At 62.4% G+C, this 17,064-nt stretch carries 15 protein-coding genes and 1 pseudogene; 15 read left to right on the top strand and 1 reads right to left on the bottom strand.

What is annotated here, in order from left to right:
• On the bottom strand, positions 1 to 352 hold a 352-nt coding region (locus C0617_RS07555), incomplete at its 3' end, for a hypothetical protein (protein WP_365889044.1).
• Between C0617_RS07555 and C0617_RS07550 the strand changes: the two genes are divergently transcribed.
• From C0617_RS07550 to C0617_RS07485, 15 genes and pseudogenes are all read left to right on the top strand, one after another.
• Complete coding sequence (locus C0617_RS07550) at positions 323 to 1,213, top strand: glycosyltransferase family 4 protein (RefSeq protein WP_365889042.1); 891 nt, start codon at positions 323 to 325, stop codon at positions 1,211 to 1,213. The two genes, C0617_RS07555 and C0617_RS07550, sit on opposite strands and share 30 nt — an antisense overlap.
• Before the next feature lie 10 nt (positions 1,214 to 1,223).
• Positions 1,224 to 3,113 (top strand): asparagine synthase (glutamine-hydrolyzing), encoded by a 1,890-nt coding sequence (asnB, locus tag C0617_RS07545; protein ID WP_291316410.1) that lies wholly within the window; start codon positions 1,224 to 1,226, stop codon positions 3,111 to 3,113.
• Positions 3,110 to 4,969, top strand: a complete 1,860-nt coding sequence (locus tag C0617_RS07540; RefSeq protein WP_291316409.1) for an alginate lyase family protein — start codon at positions 3,110 to 3,112, stop codon at positions 4,967 to 4,969. The genes asnB and C0617_RS07540 overlap by 4 nt, the downstream gene beginning before the upstream one ends.
• A 133-nt stretch (positions 4,970 to 5,102) precedes the next feature.
• Positions 5,103 to 6,416, top strand: a complete 1,314-nt coding sequence (locus C0617_RS07535) for a UDP-glucose/GDP-mannose dehydrogenase family protein (protein ID WP_291316408.1) — start codon at positions 5,103 to 5,105, stop codon at positions 6,414 to 6,416.
• Entirely contained in the window at positions 6,400 to 7,608 is a 1,209-nt protein-coding gene (locus C0617_RS07530; RefSeq protein WP_291316407.1) for a glycosyltransferase family 4 protein, read from the top strand. Before C0617_RS07535 ends, C0617_RS07530 begins: the two co-directional genes overlap by 17 nt.
• A gap of 29 nt (positions 7,609 to 7,637) precedes the next feature.
• Positions 7,638 to 8,765, top strand: coding sequence for a VanZ family protein (locus tag C0617_RS07525; protein WP_291316406.1), 1,128 nt, complete (start codon positions 7,638 to 7,640; stop codon positions 8,763 to 8,765).
• Positions 8,762 to 9,970: a nucleotidyltransferase family protein gene (locus C0617_RS07520; protein ID WP_291316405.1), complete on the top strand. Its 1,209-nt coding sequence runs from the start codon at positions 8,762 to 8,764 to the stop codon at positions 9,968 to 9,970. Before C0617_RS07525 ends, C0617_RS07520 begins: the two co-directional genes overlap by 4 nt.
• Before the next feature lie 219 nt (positions 9,971 to 10,189).
• Positions 10,190 to 10,489, top strand: a complete 300-nt coding sequence (locus C0617_RS07515; protein ID WP_291316404.1) for a PqqD family protein — start codon at positions 10,190 to 10,192, stop codon at positions 10,487 to 10,489.
• A 1-nt stretch (position 10,490) separates the two neighbouring features.
• Positions 10,491 to 11,663, top strand: a complete 1,173-nt coding sequence (locus tag C0617_RS07510; RefSeq protein ID WP_291316403.1) for a radical SAM protein — start codon at positions 10,491 to 10,493, stop codon at positions 11,661 to 11,663.
• The gene (locus C0617_RS07505; protein WP_291316402.1) at positions 11,638 to 11,817 is read left to right on the top strand and encodes a hypothetical protein; all 180 of its coding nucleotides are present in this window, start codon (positions 11,638 to 11,640) and stop codon (positions 11,815 to 11,817) included. Before C0617_RS07510 ends, C0617_RS07505 begins: the two co-directional genes overlap by 26 nt.
• Before the next feature lie 114 nt (positions 11,818 to 11,931).
• Positions 11,932 to 12,288: pseudogene (locus tag C0617_RS17075) on the top strand (S24/S26 family peptidase); the annotation flags it as partial.
• Positions 12,289 to 12,374: 86 nt separating this feature from the next.
• Positions 12,375 to 13,265, top strand: coding sequence for a hypothetical protein (locus C0617_RS07500; protein ID WP_291316401.1), 891 nt, complete (start codon positions 12,375 to 12,377; stop codon positions 13,263 to 13,265).
• Between the two features lie 35 nt (positions 13,266 to 13,300).
• The gene (locus C0617_RS07495) at positions 13,301 to 15,109 is read left to right on the top strand and encodes an ABC transporter ATP-binding protein (RefSeq protein WP_291316400.1); all 1,809 of its coding nucleotides are present in this window, start codon (positions 13,301 to 13,303) and stop codon (positions 15,107 to 15,109) included.
• Positions 15,110 to 15,294: 185 nt separating this feature from the next.
• Positions 15,295 to 16,728, top strand: coding sequence for a sugar transferase (locus C0617_RS07490; RefSeq protein ID WP_291316399.1), 1,434 nt, complete (start codon positions 15,295 to 15,297; stop codon positions 16,726 to 16,728).
• Between the two features lie 92 nt (positions 16,729 to 16,820).
• A partial coding sequence (locus tag C0617_RS07485) for a hypothetical protein (protein WP_291316398.1) occupies positions 16,821 to 17,064 on the top strand: 244 nt, incomplete at its 3' end.

Below are 17,064 nucleotides of genomic sequence, written 5' to 3'. Positions count from 1 at the left end.
GAGCTGAGAGCGTATATCCGCGATGCTTTCCACCAGGAAAGCGTTTATCGGGAAATCCTCTCCACCTATGGCCCATGACGTTTTTCCCGGGATTTTGGCTGACACCAGCATGGACCCTATAAATAAACATCACATTCTTCTTCTCGGGCCCTCTCTCGGGGCCGTCAGCGGGGTTTCTACCCACCTCAACCTGCTCCTGCAGTCCCGGCTGGGAGAGGATTTCCGCCTGGGTCACTTTCAGGTCGGCAGCGAGGGGCGGGACGAAACCGCTGCAATCAAAGTCTTCAGGCTGTTTTCCAGCCCCTTTCTCTTCTGCCGGGAATTGATCAGGTCGCAGGTCGAGGTCGTCCACCTGAACACCTCCCTCAACCCAAAAGCGTTCTGGAGGGATGTCGTCTATCTGCTCATCGCCAAGGCGCTTAAGAAAAGGGTCGTTTTCCAGGTCCACGGGGGCAAACTCCCGGAAGATTTCTTTGCCGGCAATGGGATTTTGACCCTTTTTTTGAAATGGATATTGAGAAAGAGCGATGCGGTGGTCCTCCTGGCGGAGATCGAAAAGGAGGCCTACTCGAGATTTGTTGCCCTGGAGCGGGTTCTGCTGATTCCCAACGCCGTCGATCTTCGTTATTTCGAAAATTGTCCGGAAAAGACATTCCCCAACAAACAGATCTCTGCCGTGTATATCGGACGTCTGACCCGGGACAAGGGCGTACACGAAATTCTCGATGCGCTTGACATGCTGGTCAATGAGGAGATGATCGAAACGGTCAGGGTCACCCTTGCCGGAAGCGGCCCCGATGAACCGAGCCTGAAGCGGCTCGTGGCCGACCGCGGCCTGGAACCCTTTGTCACCTTTGCCGGGCCCGTCTTCGATGAGCTGAAACAGGCCTTCTGGGAGGAGGCCGAACTTTTCCTCTTCCCGACCTACCACGAGGGGCTGCCCTATGCGGTTTTGGAGAGCCTCGCCTCGGGTACACCGGTCGTGACGACAGCCGTCGGAGGGATCCCGGACGTTGTCGAGGAGGGCCGGCACGGGGTTTTCGTTCCTCTCCGCGACGCGAAGGCCCTTGCCGAGGCGATCAAGGAGATGATCGGCGACCGGGAGAGAATGCGGCAGATGTCCGCGGCGTGCAGGGCGCGGGCCGAGGAAATGTACTCTCTTGACCGCTTGTCAGGCCAGTTCTCCCGTCTGTACACCGAAATCATAGGATAGTGGTGCTGTAATGTGCGGTATTGCCGGATTTGCCCTTCGCGGGCAAGAGCATCGGAAAAACGAAGAGCTGCTTTCGGCCATGGCACGGACCCTGGCACACCGGGGTCCGGACGATGAAGGCTTTTTTCACGCCTCCAGCAGGAGCGGGGAAACGTCCATCGGCCTGGCTCACCGCCGGCTTTCGATCATCGACCTCGCCGGAGGCCACCAGCCCCTCGGCAACGAGGACGGCAGCATCCAGATCGTCTTCAACGGGGAGGTGTACAATTTCGCCTCCCTGCGCCAGGACCTGATCGGACGGGGGCATCGTTTTCTCACCAATTCGGATACCGAGACGGTGGTCCATGCCTACGAAGAGTACGGCGAAGATTGCGTCGATCACCTGCGGGGGATGTTCGCCTTTGCCATCTGGGACGCCAACCGCGAGAAGCTCCTTCTCGCCAGGGACCGTTTCGGCAAAAAGCCCCTCTTTGTTCACCAGCGCGGCGAAGAACTCCTTTTTGCCTCGGAGATCAAGGCCATTCTCTCCTTCCCGGGGGTGTCGGCAGGCGTTGATCGGGACGCCCTCTGGGACTACCTCGCCTACCGCTACGTCCCCGGGCCCGCCACCCTCTTCGCGGGGATTCGCAAGCTCCCGCCCGGGACCGTGGCGGTCTGGGAAGACGGCAAACTGAGAGAGCGTACCTTCTATCGTCCCCCTGACGGTGACCTCCGCAGGGAGGGGGCGCACGGCGACGATCCCGTCGGGGCGTTTCTCGATCAGCTGGACGAATCGGTCGCCATTCGCATGGTCAGCGACGTTCCCTTCGGGGCCTTCCTCTCCGGCGGAATCGACTCGTCGGCGGTCGTCGCCCTGATGGCCCGCCACAGCAACCTTCCGGTGAAGACCTTTTCGGTCGGGTTCCGCGAAGAGCAGTACAGCGAACTCTCCCATGCCGCCCTCATCGCCCGGGAGTTCCGCACCGAGCACCAGGAGCTGGTCGTTTCCCAGGACCACCTGATGGACGAACTCGAGGCCCTGGTCCGGTTCCGTGACGCTCCCGTTGCGGAACCTTCCGACATCCCGATCTACCTCCTTGCCAGGGAGGCGCGCAAGAGCGTGAAGATGGTCCTGACCGGGGAGGGGAGCGACGAGGTGCTGGGGGGGTATCCGAAACACGTTTTCGAGCGCTATGTTCGCCCCTATCAGCTGCTGCCCGCGGGGATTCGCCACCGTCTTTTCGAACCGCTGGTCAAAGCCCTTCCCTACAGGTTCCGACGGGCCAAGACCGCGATCGTCAACCTTGGCCTGGACCATGACCATGACCGTCTTCCGCGTTGGTTCGGAGCTCTCTCGCACCGGGAGCGGGAGCAGTTGGTCGCATTCCGGCCTTCCCCGAAGATGGATCCGGCCTTCTCCGGTCCCCCTTTTGACGTGGAGAGCGGCAACAGCGCCCTTCGCAGAATCCTCTATTTCGACCAGACGAGCTGGCTTCCGGACAACCTCCTCGAGCGGGGGGACCGCATGACCATGGCGGCCTCCCTGGAGGCGCGCATGCCCTTCATGGATCACGAACTGGCAGCGTTCGCTTCCTCCCTTCCGGACCGCTTCAGGGTTCGCGGGCGCCAGACCAAGTGGATCCTCCGGGAGGCGATGAAGAGAATCCTGCCGGAGAGCATTCTGGAGCGCCCCAAGGTCGGGTTCCGGGTGCCGGTGAACGAATGGTTCCGGGGGCCGATGCGGGACTATCTCTGCGACCACCTGACCGGGCCGGGATCCCTGACCCGCCTCTATTACCGGCCGGAGGCGCTCAATGCCATTCTCGACGAGCACGTCAAGGGGCGCCAGAATCACGAGAAACTCCTCTGGACCCTTCTGAACCTGGAGATCTGGCACCGGCAATACGGGGTGACGGCGTGAACCGCGTCGCCTGGATGATAAACCGCCTGCGCGTCATGGGGGCGCGGGAAATCGCGCACCGCGCGAACCGGGCGCTCTGCCAGGTCCGCGAAGGGCGAAAGATCGCAAGGGGGTGGCGCCCCGAACCGGCTACGCCCGCGGGGCCGAAGTTCGCGCTCTTTCCGGCGGAAGGAGCCGTCCGGCGCTGGCACGAGTATTTCTCCCTCGACGAGGCGGGCCTTGCCCTTCTGGAGGGGGGGCGGATCGATTTTTTCGGCCATGCCCCGGTGGACGTCGGGAGGCCGGTTCGCTGGCACCACGACCCGCTCAGCGGGATCGCAGCCCCGGCGGACAGCTTCGGCAAGGGGATCAATTACCGGGACGATGCTCTGGTCGGCAACGTCAAGGTCCTCTGGGAGCTGGGACGGCACCAGCACCTCGTTCCGCTCGCCGTCGCCTACGCCGTCACAGGCAATCAGAGCTACCGGGATGCGGTCGCCGAGCAGATCCGCGGCTGGATCAGGGACAACCCCTTCGGCCTCGGAATCCACTGGTGCAGTGCCCTGGAGGCGGCGCTGCGGCTCATCTCCTGGGCGATCGTGCACAGCCTTTTCGCCCTGCGCGACGGCGAGGAGGGCCTTTTCGGCGCCGTGGAGGGCAGCGAAGTCGGGGCGAGCATCTACCAGCATGCCTGGTTCGTGGCCCATTTTCTCTCCCGGCACTCCTCGGCCAACAACCACCTGATCGGCGAGTTGACCGGGTTGTGGACGGCGACCCAGGTCTTCGACCTCGGGGCGCAGGGCGAAAAGTGGGGGCGCATGGCCCAGGCGGAACTCGAGCAGGAGGCTCTCAAGCAGGTCTGCCCCGACGGCGTCAACAGGGAGCAGGCGACCTACTACCACCTCTGGGTGCTGGAGTACTTCCTTTTCGCCGCCCTCGTGGGGAGGAGGTCCGCGACCCCCTTCTCGCCCGGGTTTCTGGAGGGGATCGAGGCGATGGCCGGCTTTCTGCGCTCCATCACTCCGGAAGGGGGAGTCCCTCCCCAGATCGGGGATGCGGATGACGGCTGCGTTGCCCGCTTTGATCCACGCTGGCCCCAGGATCCCTACGGACCCGTCCTGGCGGCGGCCGAAACCCTTGCGAGCGGGACGGCACCCACCGGGGAGCCGTCGCAGAAAGCCTTCTGGTACGGGTTGGCCGCCGGTGCCTTCCAAACTAATGAGCGGCACCCGGTGGCGAAAGACGGGGCTTCAACCTTCCCCCGGGCTTATTCCAACGGGGGATACGCGGTCATGGGGGATGCAGACTGCCGCCTCGTCTTTGACGCCGGCCCGCTCGGCTACCCGTCGATCGCCGCTCACGGTCACGCCGACGCCCTGAGCTTCTGCCTTGCCGTCGGGGGGCTCTGGTGGCTGGTTGACCCGGGGACCTATGCCTACCACAGCGAGCCGGCGTGGCGAAATTACTTTCGCGGCACCTCGGCGCACAACACCCTGCTGGTCAACGGCCAGGACCAGTCCCGGATCGGCGGTCCCTTTCTCTGGACGGAGCACGCCGCCGCCGCCCTGGACGGATGCGGCGTCGACGATGGAGGAGGGCAGTGGGCTCAGGGGCACCACACAGGATACCGGCGTTTCGACGTCACCCACCGGCGCCGGGTCGTTTTTGACCCTTCGGCCAGAGAGGTCCAGATCCTCGACGAGATCGATGGCCCGCAGCCTCGGGATGTGGCTCTCTTTTTTCACTTCGCTCCCGAGGTGACCCTCGAGGAGGGCGCCGCCGGCCGCTGGCTTGCGTCGAGATCGGCATCGCGGGACACCCTCAGTCTTTCCGTCGATCCGGGATGGGACTGGGAGGTCAAGCGAGGCAGCCATTAACCGATCCTCGGCTGGTATTCCCCGGCGCTCGGGAAAAAGGAACCCGCCCCGACGCTGGTCGGCCATTGCCGCAATCGGACCACACGGAGCGTGACGACCGAAATCGCAATTCATAAAGAGGAGGGATAAGGATATGAAGATCAGCATTCTGGGTATGGGGTATGTGGGGGCCGTTTCGGCGGGCTGCCTGGCCAACGAGGGGCATCAGGTCGTCGGCGTGGACCCGGTAGAGGCCAAGGTCGCCCTGATCAACGAAGGCAAGACGCCCATCATTGAACAGGACATTGGCGACTTCATCGCCCGTGCCGTCGCCGCCGGGCGCCTGAAGGCGGTCACCAACGCCTTCGATGCGGTCATGGAAACGGACATCTCCTTTGTCTGCGTCGGGACGCCGAGCCAGCTCAACGGCAACCTCGATCTGAAGTACATCCGCCGTGTCTGCGAGAAGATCGGCGAGGCGATCAAGGAAAAGGACGGGCGGCACGTGGTGGTCATCCGCAGCACCATTCTGCCGGGGACGATGCGCGGAGTCATCATTCCAACCCTCGAAGAGTCTTCGGGCAAAAAGGCCGGGGTCGATTTCGGGGTATGCAACAACCCCGAATTCCTGCGGGAGGGGACCGCCGTCTACGACTTCTATCACCCTCCCAATACGGTCATCGGAGAGACTGACAGTTTCAGCGGAGAACTCGTCGCCTCCATCTACGCCAAGATGGACGCCCCCATGATCCGCACCGAGGTCGAAACGGCCGAGATGGTCAAGTACGTCGACAACGTCTGGCACGCTCTCAAGGTCGGCTTTGCCAACGAGATCGGCAACATCTGCAAACGGGTCGGAACCGACAGCCACAAGGTGATGGACATCTTCTGCCAGGACACCAAGTTGAACATCTCTCCTTACTACCTGAAGCCCGGCTTCGCCTTCGGCGGCTCCTGCCTGCCCAAGGACCTGCGGGCCCTGACCTACAAGGCGAGTGACCTCGACCTTCAGGTGCCGATCCTCAGTGCCATCCTGCCGAGCAACGTTCTTCAGGTCGAGCGGGGCGTGCAGATGGTTATGGAGAAGGGCCGCAAGAAGGTCGGGATCTTGGGATTCAGCTTCAAGGCCGGCACCGACGACCTGCGGGAGAGCCCGATAGTCGAGGTGATCGAGCGGTTGCTCGGAAAGGGGTACGACATCCGGATCTATGACCGCAACGTGAATCTGGCCAAGCTGGTCGGGGCCAACCGCGACTATATTCTCAACCATATCCCCCACATCTCCGGGATGATGGTCGAGAGTGCGGACGAGGTGCTCGCTCATGCCGAAACCATCGTCGTCGGCAACGGCGCCGCCGAGTTCGCGGACGTTCTCGACCGGACGGAGGAGGGGCAGGTCGTGGTCGACCTGGTGCGCATCTGCGACCGGCGCAGCGAGGAAGGCAAGTACGATGGCATCTGCTGGTAAGGGCCGCCGGGTCCTGATCATCATCGAAAATCTGCCCGCCCCCTTCGACCGCAGGGTCTGGCAGGAGGCGACCACCCTCAGGGATGCCGGTTATTCAGTCAGCATCGCCTGTCCCACCGGCAAGGGATACGAGAAGAAGTATGAGGTCGTCGAGGATATTCCCATCTACCGTTACCGGCTGCCGACCGAAGGCAGCGGCGCCTTGGGCTACCTGGTCGAGTATTCCGCAGCCTTGTTCTGGCAGTTCGTGATCTGCTGGAGGGTCTTGTTCGGGCCGGGGTTCGATGTCATCCACGCCTGCAACCCGCCGGACAACATTTTCCTCATCGGCGGATTTTTCAAACTGTTCTTCGGGAAAAAGTTCCTTTTCGACCACCACGACATCAACCCCGAACTGTACGAGGCAAAATTCGGCAGGAGGGACGTTTTCTACAAGCTGATGCTGGCCTGGGAGCGTTGGACCTTCAAGACGGCGAACGTTTCGATTGCCACCAACGAGTCCTACAAGAAGATCGCCATCGAGCGCGGCGGGATGGACCCGGAGAAGGTCTTCGTCGTGCGCAGCGGCCCCAAGCTCGACCGCCTGAAAATTCTCCCCGCGATACCCGCTCTCAAAAAAGGGCGCAAATACCTGGTCGGCTATGTGGGGGTCATGGGGGCGCAGGAAGGGATCGACTACCTGCTTCGGGCGGTCAAGCACATCGTTCAGGTCATGGGGAGGGAAGACATCCATTTCGGTCTCGTCGGCGGCGGGACCGACCTGGAAGCCATGAAGCGCTACGCCGAGGAGCTCGGGGTCGCCGACTATGTGACCTTCACCGGCCGCGTGCCTGACCAGGATCTTCTTGAAATGCTGAACACCGCCGAGGTCTGCGTCAACCCCGATGTCGCCAACGAGATGAACGACAAGTCGACCATGAACAAGATCATGGAATACATGGCGCTGGGCAAGCCGGTCGTCCAGTTCGACCTTACCGAGGGGCGCTTCTCCGCGCAGGACGCCTCCCTGTATGCCCGCAAGAACGACGAGATCGACCTGGCGGAGAAGACGGTCCAGCTTCTGGACGATCCGGAGGCGCGGGCCCGAATGGGCGAGTTCGGCCGCAACCGGGTTCTCAACGAGCTGGAATGGGAGTACGAGGCCCCCAAGCTTCTTGCCGCCTACGAGGCCCTCTGGGCTTCCCGCGGTTGAGAGGGCGGCCCCACCCGGAAGATGGTTTTATGGCCGGTATGCAGAGTAGAACAAGATGGAAAGTCGTTCTTTTCTCCCTTCTGGCCCTGTCCACGGTGCTCTTTATCGCTCGCTATGAGCCTTACCAGAACGTGGGGCCGGAGTTGCTGGCGGCCCCCGCACTCTCCGGGCCATGGGCGCAGTGGCAGGGGCAGGGGCCGGCCGGTTCGATCGCGATTGCCGGGGGGGAGGCGCGCCTGCGCCTGGAGGATGGCGCTGCAAGCGCCCGTCTGACCCGGGCCATCGATGACCCGGCCCGCTTCGCGCTGCTTCGCTTTGCAGGCGCCCTGCGGACGGAGGACGTGGTCGGCGGGGAAAAGGAATGGGAAAAGGCGCGCCTCGTTTTGAGCAGCCTTGACGCGGCCGGGCGCTCTCTGCCCGTGGATCACCACCTCGTTCGTCTGACGGGAAGCCGACCGTGGAAAGAATACGCGAAGGTTTTCCGTGTTTCCAGGGAGACCAGGAAAATGGTCGCCACCGTGCAGTTGCTTCACTCCACGGGGACCGTGTGGGTCAAAGACCTGAGTCTGCGCCCGGTGGCAGAGAAGCCGGTTTTCGCGGCCTGCCGAGCCGTGGCATTTTTCTTGTGGGGGGCCTTCCTCCTCTGGCTCCTCGCACCCTATGCTGCCGGTGCCCGCAATCTCCTTCTGCGGGGTGCGGTCGTCCTGGCCGTAGCGGCCATTCTGGCAGGCACCTTGATGCCCGCTGATATGAAGTTTTCTTTTCTCGACGATCTGTCGGTCACCACTCAGCAGGTGCAGGTCCACAAGGAAAGCGCCCCCCGTCCCCCCGCCGCACCCTCCGACGCGCCTGAATTATGGCAGTCCCTCTTCAAGACGCGGCACGTCACCAGCAAGCTCGGCCATTTCGCTTTTTTCGGAGTGCTGGCGGTCGCCCTGCGACTGGCCCGGCCGGGGCAGGGCAAAACGAGCCTGTTCACCGATGCGCTCATGTTGGCGGGGGCCACCGAGATGCTTCAGTTTTTTGTCGAGGGGCGCTCGCCCGCGGTTTTCGATCTGCTGATTGACGCCTCGGGCGTGTTGTTCGGGGCCGCGGCCTTGTGGCTTGTACGGCGCGGCCGCCGGCGTCCGGCGGTGCCCGTCTCGGGGGTGATATGAGCCGCGCTGCCGACTGGAAAAGAGTCGCCAGGCCAGAACTGGCGCTGCTTTTCGCCTGTGCCCGGACCGATCTCGGCCCGGAGTCGGCCGAAGCGGTTCGCGCTCTGCTCGGCCGGCAGCTCGACTGGACGTTTCTGCTTCGGGCGGCACGGCGACACGGCCTGCAGCCGCTTCTTTACTGGCACATCAAGGAGGTTCCCCCGGGCGTCGTTCCGGAGGAGATTTTGAAGCGCCTGGAGAGGCATTTCCGGGGCAACGCGCGCAGAAACCTGTTCCTGACCGGGGAGCTGGTCCGCATTCTGGAGCGGTTCCGGGCCAGGGGGATTCCCGCCATCCCCTTCAAGGGGCCGGCCCTCACCGAGGCCCTCTACGGGGATCTCGCCTTGCGGGAGTTCTGTGATCTCGACATCCTGGTTCCCAGGGGCCGGGCCCGGGAGGCGGTGGAGTCCCTCGCCGCCGAGGGCTACCTGCCCTTCGCCGCGCTCACCCCGGAACAGCATCACCGCTGCCTCAAGTTCTTCCATCACCTGCACCTGACCCACCCGACGAGGGGTTTTTTTGTCGAGATCCACTGGCTGTTTTTTCGCAGCAAGTACACCTTCGCCCTCGACATGGGCCGATTCTGGGCCACCCACGAGGCCCGCCCGGAGAGCGCCGGGCTGAATTCGCTTCCCCCCGAAGAGGCGCTGTTGTATCTCTGCGCCCACGGCACGGTTCACGCCTGGGAGGAGTTGAAATGGGTCTGCGATGTCGCTGCGCTTCTCAATCGCCATGCCGACCTCGACTGGGGGAAAGTCCTGGCGTTGGCCGATGACCTTCGCTGCCGGCGAGGGCTTTTTCTGGGCCTGGTATTGGCCGGGGCTCTTCTTGACGCACCGGTTCCGAAGGAGGTCGCGGCGAAGGCCGAAGGAGACCGCCGGGCGGTTGCCCTGGCGGCCCTGGTGTGGCAGAATCTCAACGCAGACGGCGGCCGGCCGCTGTCCAAATTTGCGGGGTTCGCCTTCAACCTGAAGGTCAAGGAATGCGTCGCCGACCGGCTTCGGCTCTGCGCCGGCTTTGCCTTCGCCCTGACCGAAGCCGACTTGCCCACTCTGCAACTGCCCGGAGGTCTGTTCTTTCTCCATTACCTGTTGCGCCCTTTGCGGCTGCTGCGGGAGTTGGGCTCCGGGCTCATCGGCAGGGTCAGGGGGGGGCGCGGGGAGTGAAAGGGCTTTTTTCCGTTGAAAGGGGGGGCATGGTGGGCGCTGCCCTTTGCCCAGGGCCTTGTGAGTTCCGATTGGTACAGGGCTTGCATTTGTAATTTTTGAGGCAGGGGGATGGAAAGGTGCCTTTGCCCGGGATGGGAAAAAGGTGGATTTCCCCGGTCAGATATGCGACTATTCGAAATAACTTATCTTGAATATTTGCTTAAAAAGTAAGAGGTTATGAAAAAAAGCCAATGCCTTGAGGTGCGTTTTGCACGGCAGCCGTCTTTCGTCGGCCGGGAAGTGGCCGGTGAGTTCATCCTCGTCCCGATTATCCGGAGGTCCGAGGATGTCGACTGCATCTACAATCTCAACGAGGTTGGAGCCCTGATCTGGCAACTGCTCGACGGACAGCGCACCGCAGCCGAGATCGGGGAGCAGATTGTGAGCGAGTTCGAGGTGGACCCCGCCCGGGCGGAAGCCGATCTGCTGGAGCTCCTGCAGCAACTCGAAAGCGTCGGGGCGATAACACCGGTCTGATATGGCGTGCGGATATTCGGTCATTACCTACGGCGAATTCGCCGATCGCCTCTTTGCCAAGGCCGGGGGGGGGCGCCTCCCCCTCTTTGGCAGCATGGAGGTGACGGCCCGCTGCAACCTGCGCTGCGCCCACTGCTACATCAACGAGCCCGCCGGTGACGAGGCGGCCCGGCGCGAGGAGCTGAGTGCCGCCGAGCTGCGGGGGGTCCTCGATCAGCTGGTTGAGGCGGGTTGCCTGTCGCTCCTTTTGACCGGCGGCGAGCCCTTTGTGCGCGAGGACTTCCTCGACATCTACACCTACGCTAAAGAGCGGGGGCTGATGGTCGCCCTCAATACCAACGGCACGACCATCTCCCCGGAAATCGCCGACCACCTGGGCAGGTACCTCCCCATGCAGGTCGAGATTTCCATCTACGGCGCGACCCGCCAGACCTTCGAGCGGGTGACGGGGGTGCCCGGCTCCTTCGACCGCTGTATGCGCGGCATCTCTCTCCTGCGGGAGCGCGGTGTGCCCCTCGGGCTGAAGACCGCCGCGATGACCCTCAACCGGCACGAAGTCGCCCAGATGGCCGAGTTCGCGGCCGGGCTCGGTCTGAAATTCCGCTTCGAGTCGGTTCTCAACCTGCGCCTCGACGGCGGGCGAGAGGCCGAGGCGGTGAGGCTTTCGCCCGAAGAGGTGGTGGCGCTCGATTACGTCGTCCCCGCCCGGGTCGAGGAGTATCGCAAGTCGGCCGACAAGTTCCAGGGGGCTCCCCTCGATCCCGACCCGCTGTACAACTGCGGCGCCGGCCAGACGATGTTCCACATCGACCCCAACGGGATGCTCGGCATCTGCATGATGGCGAAGCAGCAGCTCTTCGACCTGCGTCGCGGAACGTTCGCCGAGGGGTGGGGGGATTTTTTCCCCGAAGTCCTGGCCCAGAAGGGGCCTCTTGAGTCCCCCTGCCGGAAGTGCGACATTTTCAACCTGTGCATCCAGTGCCCGGCCATGGCTCATATCGAAGAGGGCGACCAGGGGGCGCGGATCGATTACATGTGCCGGATCGCCCATCTCAAGGCCGAGGCCTTCGGCTACCAGGCCCGGGGCCCCTTCGGCCAAAGAGTGGAGAGCCGTAAAGAACATCGCAACATTGAAGAGGAGGAGCGTGATGAAAAAAGCCTATCGCAAGCCTGAACTCGAGCAGGTGAAACTGGTGATGGAGGAGGCGGTTCTGGAGGGTTGCAAGACCGGAACCGGCGGGGGGAATAATACGGCCTATCCCTGCCAGGGCGCCAAGAGTTCGCCGATCGGCCCCATCAAGGCCTGCCGGGGGAACTCGAAAAGCTGATTGGCCCTTTCGCCTCGCCCGCGGGAGTTTGCCCTTTCCCTCTGCCGAGAGGAACGGTATGTGTCGGCCTGACCGGCCGCACCGGAGCGGAGCGTTTTCCTCCACGGGGTGCCAATGCGTGACCTTGTTCTGACCCAGAAGGACTTTGCCGAGATGCTCCGGGAGGTTGTGTCCCCCGGCGGCTGCATCGCCTTTCGTGCGCAGGGCCAGAGCATGGCCCCCTTCATCTGCGACGGCGACCGGGTGACGGTTCGGCGGTTCGGCGGGCGGGTGCGGCGCGGAGACGTCGTCCTGACCGAGGTCGCCCCGGGGAACCTCCTGCTTCACCGGGTCATCGGGGCCGGGCCGGGCGGTATCGTGACCCGCGGCGACGCCCTGTGCGCTCGCGACGGGGGGACGGTCCCCTACGAGCGCGTTCTCGGCCGTGCCGTCCGCCTCGAAGGGCGGGGGTACAATTTTCACCTTCGGCGTNCGACGCTCAGAAGCCGCCGCTGGCTGTCGGGCCTCTCCCGCAAGGTCTGCGCCCTGCTCGGTTGAGAACCCATGAAAGAGACGGAATGACGCGAAGACACTTTGCCATCGGCAATATCCGCTTTGCCCTGGAGTACGACCCGGCCCCCCGGGAGATCCTTGTTCACCCGGCCCTGGAGAGCTTTTCGGTCGACGCCCCTGCGGCCGAACCGGACATCGTGTTCGCCGTCGATCCCGATCCGGCGAGTCCCGATTTTACCGGGATGCGGCAGCTCTTTTCCACCGGCCCGGAAGGTTTGTGGTCCGTATGGGAAGACCCGGACCAGCGCGGTTACACCATCGCCCTCCAGAACGACGAGGAGCCGGTGCCCAACCGGATCGTGCGGACGGACCGAAGCTTCTCTCGCTGCACCATTATCGAAACGGAGGATCGGCGAACGGTCTATCCCCTCGGCTACCCGCTGGCCGAGATGGTCCTGATGGCCCACGCCAACATCAACCGGGTCGGGGTGGTCTTCCATTCGGCCTGCATCGTTCTCGACGGCAAGGGCTATCTCTTCGCAGGTATCTCCGGCGCCGGCAAGTCGACCATCTCCCAGATCTGGCTTGAGGAGGGCAGCGCCGAGGTGTTGACCGACGAGCGGGTTCTGGTCCGGGAGGAGGACGGCGCCCTGATGGCCTACGGGACCCCCTGGCACGGCACGGCCAACATTCATAAAAACAAGGGCGCTCCGATCGCCGCCATCTTCTTCATCATGCATGGTGATGGAAACAGGTGCAGACCCATCGCGCCCAAGGAAGCGACAAACCAGCTCCTCCTTCGGAGTTTCCCCACCTTCTGGCACCCCGGGGGGATGCAGAACGCCATCGACTTCTGCATCCGCACCGCCACGTCCACGCCCTGCCTCGAACTGGATTTTCTTCCCGACCCTTCGATCACTGAGTATGTCAAGGACTACATAGAAAGCACCCTTTAACGGGAGGCCGTCAACCGCAGCTCAAGTCTTCTCTTATGCTGATGAGCAAACCTCCCACATCCCTGAAGACCTACCTGTGGACCCTCTTCCAGTTCGCTGGGCGGCGGGTTCTCTTCAGCATCGTTCTGCTCTTTGCCGTTGGCCTCACCGAGGGGGTCGGTCTCGTCATGCTGCTGCCACTGCTGCAGGGATTCGGGATCGAAGCCGGGCAGGGCGGCGGCGGTCAAATCATCGACCTGGTTGCAAGGGCCTTCGGTTTTTTCGGGCTCGAGACCACCCTGGTCAGCATCCTGGTGGCGGGCACCGTGCTCACCATCGGGCGGGCCGCGCTGTTGCGCTGGCAGAACATCAATGACACAGCGCTCCAGACGACTTATGTCCTGCGGATGCAGGAGCGGCTCTACAGGGCCGTTTCCCGCGCCAACTGGCTCTTCTTCTCCCGGCAGCGTCCTTCTGACCTGACTTTTCTTCTGACCTACGAAGTCTCGCGATGCGGCGCGGTGGCCAACTTCGTCATCGACCTGGTGGCCGGGCTGGTCCTGGCGGCCGTTTACCTCGGCCTGGCGTTGCAGCTCTCTCCGGCAATGACCGGCATGGTCAGCCTCTGCGGACTGGCCATGATCCTGCTGCTCAAGCACAGGAACAGGGTGGCCTGGGAGACCGGCGAGAAGCTCTCCGAGGCCGGCGCGGGAATGCAGGCCGTTCTCAGCGAGCATCTCGGGGGGATGAAAACGGCGAGAAGCTTCGGTGCCGAGGGGCGGCACGTCGAGGTTTTTTCCCGCCATGCCGAACAGATGCGGGAGCGCCACTGCCAGGCGGTTCGCAACCAGGCATCGACCTCCTTCTGGTTCAAGGCCCTTTCGGCCCTTGTCCTTGCCGTGATCGTCTACCTCGCCGTCGAGGTGTTTGTCGTCCCTGCGGCGGAGATGATCCTTCTTGTCCTTCTGTTCTCCCGCATCATGCCGAGGTTTTCGGGATTGCAGGAGGGGTACCAGAACCTGCTCAACTTTCTCCCCGCCTTTGAGGTCGTGGGGAACATGCAGGCCCGGCTGGAGGAGGCCGCCGAGTCTCTTGGCGAGCTGGCCGGCCCGGTCCCTTTGCAGCGCTCCCTGCGTCTTTCCGGTGTCAGCTTCGGCTACGGCGGCGATGCTGTCCTTGCTGACCTGGAGCTGGACATCGGCGCGGGAGAGGTGGTGGCCATTGTCGGGCGTTCCGGTGCGGGCAAGACCACGCTGGTCGATCTGGTCATGGGCCTGTTGACCCCCAGTGCGGGCCAGATTCTCATCGACGGCCAACCCCTGACAAAAAAGACGCTCCGGGGGTGGCGCAGTCAGGTCGGCTATGTGGCCCAGGAGGCCTTTCTTTTTAATGACACGATTCGCGGAAACCTCCTTTGGGCCTGCCCGGAAGCCAGCGAGGAGCAGATATGGGAAGCTCTTGGCATGGCATCTGCAAAAAAATTCGTAAGGGATCTGCCAGAGGGGCTCGACACGGTCGTCGAGGACCGGGGCGGCAGGTTTTCGGGGGGGGAACGCCAGCGACTGGCCCTCGCCCGGGCCCTGCTGCGCAAGCCCTCTCTTCTGATCCTTGATGAAGCGACCAGCGCATTGGACGGCGTCAACGAAAGCCAGGTCCTGCGAGCGGTGGAGGGACTGCGGGGGAAGGTGACAGTCTTGCTGATCTCCCACAGGCTTTCCGCGGTCCGTTTCGCCGACTCCATCCATGTCCTTGACCGGGGGCGAGTGGTCCAGTCCGGGCAGTGGGACGGCCTTTTGGCCGATCGGGATGGGCTTTTTCACGCCACTTTTCAGTCGCAGGTCATGGAGGCCGGTGGCGGTAATTAGACAAGGGCGTGCCCCTGAAAAGGCGGGCGGTCGGGGTGCGGACGCTTAATATTTAGGCTCCTTGTGCCGAAAAGATCACAGGGGATGCCGTTGGGACTCGGTTGTGTCTGAAAAAGACTGCAATTCTAATGGTCGTGTGGCTCGTTCGGATTGGGTTTTTCCTGGCGCGAGATACGGAGGTAGGGATGGTTAAAGATCAGGCTGCCTTGAAAAAGAGGGCACACCTCGCTCTCGACCTTGTATTGACAGGCTTGGCTTTTGTTGCCGCCTACTACATGAAGCGGCACTGGTTAGGCGATATGTCCGGTCTTTCCATTGATCCGAATTATTACCTGGTTCTTCTGGCCACCTTGGTCTGCTGCGCCATCTCATTCGATTTCTTCGGGTTTTACGACCCGAGCCGGGGCAGACGCTTCGATGACGTTCTGGTTCGGATTGTCAAAGGGGTCGGCGTGGGGACCGTAGGGGTGGTCGTCCTCTTTTACCTGCTGAAGGAGGAAGATGTCAGCCGTTTGCTGATGGGGGTCTTTTTCCTTCTGAATGTCGTTCTCCTTGTCATCTCCCGGGAGGTGGTAAGGGTCATTCGCACCCACCAGCTGAAGCGAGGTGTGTCCAAGAGGGAGATTCTCGTGGTCGGCAGCCGGGAGCGGGCCAAGGACATGATCCGCTACGTGCTGGCCACCGAGGAGTTGGGATACAGCGTCGTCGGTTGCCTGGAGGTCTCTCCCGGGGCGGTCGGAACGCAGGTGACCGAAGACGTTTCCGTGATCGGGTCCATGGACGATTTCCAGGATGTTTTGCTCAACATGGCGGTCGATGAAGTCATCTTCGCCATGCCCCTGGGGTTGATTGACAATGTACTCGATCACATCGGGTTTGCCGAAGAGGTCTGGGTCAATGTCCGGGTCCTGCCGGACTGGCAGTTCCAGAAGCTCATGTACCAACCGGAGATCGCTTCGGTTTTCATTGAACCCTTTGCCGGGATACCGACACTGGCCCTTTCCTCCACGCCTCGAAAAGGGGTCGAGTTGTTGTTCAAAGAGTTTATCGACCGTGCTTCCGCCCTGCTCGGTCTGGCTATTCTCTCGCCTCTCTTTCTGTTGGTTGCGCTGATGATCAGGCTGGGCAGCGAGGGCCCGGTTTTCTTCCGCCAGGAGCGGAGCGGTCTCAACGGGCGTGTCTTCAACATGTATAAATTCCGCACCATGGTTCAGGATGCGGAAAAGCTGAAGAAGAACCTGGCCGGAACCAACGAGATGGACGGCCCGGTCTTCAAAATGAAAAATGACCCCCGGGTGACAAAAATCGGCAGATTTCTGCGCAAGACCAGCCTGGACGAACTGCCCCAGTTGATCAACGTGGTGATGGGGGAGATGAGTCTCGTGGGCCCCCGGCCTCCGCTACCTTCGGAGGTTCGGGAGTACACCCCCTGGCAGCGCCGTCGCCTCTCCATGAAACCGGGTCTGACGTGCATCTGGCAGGTGAGCGGCCGCAACGAAATCAGCTTCGAGGAGTGGATGCGCATGGACCTGGAGTATATCGACAAGTGGTCGCTGATGCTCGACCTCAAGTTGCTTTTTAAGACGGTACCGACCGTTCTCCTGGGAACCGGTCGCTGAGGGAAAGCGGTTTTTTGTTGACAATTCATACGGTTTGACGATCATAGGTTGGTTAAAGATCTTTTTCAGGGAAGTTTTTAGAGGAGGAATGAATGCGGCATCAGGGCTATAAAATCTTGGCGATAGGCATCTCCTTGGGATTGTTTGTCAACTTGGGTGCGGGATGTGCTCCGGAAGATGAGACTGCTTCTGTCGGTGGTGATACCGCCTCGGTCAAGTCCGCTCCGGCCAAAGCTTCCCCTAACGAGACCGTTGTTGGCGAGACCGTTGTTGGCGAGACCGTTGTTGGCGAGACCGTTGTTGGCGAGACCGTTGTTGGCGAGACCGTTGTTGGCG

Source organism: Desulfuromonas sp., assembly GCF_002868845.1.
Lineage (GTDB): Bacteria > Desulfobacterota > Desulfuromonadia > Desulfuromonadales > BM501 > BM501.
This window is presented reverse-complemented; position numbering and strand designations above follow the sequence as displayed.

Coding starts and splice junctions, on each gene's coding strand:
- C0617_RS07490 (WP_291316399.1), top strand. CDS start 15,295: ATGGTTAAAGATCAGGCTGCCTTGAAAAAGAGGGCACACCTCGCTCTC.
- C0617_RS07510 (WP_291316403.1), top strand. CDS start 10,491: ATGGCGTGCGGATATTCGGTCATTACCTACGGCGAATTCGCCGATCGC.
- C0617_RS07520 (WP_291316405.1), top strand. CDS start 8,762: ATGAGCCGCGCTGCCGACTGGAAAAGAGTCGCCAGGCCAGAACTGGCG.
- C0617_RS07495 (WP_291316400.1), top strand. CDS start 13,301: ATGCTGATGAGCAAACCTCCCACATCCCTGAAGACCTACCTGTGGACC.
- C0617_RS07525 (WP_291316406.1), top strand. CDS start 7,638: ATGGCCGGTATGCAGAGTAGAACAAGATGGAAAGTCGTTCTTTTCTCC.
- asnB (WP_291316410.1), top strand. CDS start 1,224: ATGTGCGGTATTGCCGGATTTGCCCTTCGCGGGCAAGAGCATCGGAAA.
- C0617_RS07500 (WP_291316401.1), top strand. CDS start 12,375: ATGACGCGAAGACACTTTGCCATCGGCAATATCCGCTTTGCCCTGGAG.
- C0617_RS07515 (WP_291316404.1), top strand. CDS start 10,190: ATGAAAAAAAGCCAATGCCTTGAGGTGCGTTTTGCACGGCAGCCGTCT.
- C0617_RS07505 (WP_291316402.1), top strand. CDS start 11,638: ATGAAAAAAGCCTATCGCAAGCCTGAACTCGAGCAGGTGAAACTGGTG.
- C0617_RS07530 (WP_291316407.1), top strand. CDS start 6,400: ATGGCATCTGCTGGTAAGGGCCGCCGGGTCCTGATCATCATCGAAAAT.
- C0617_RS07535 (WP_291316408.1), top strand. CDS start 5,103: ATGAAGATCAGCATTCTGGGTATGGGGTATGTGGGGGCCGTTTCGGCG.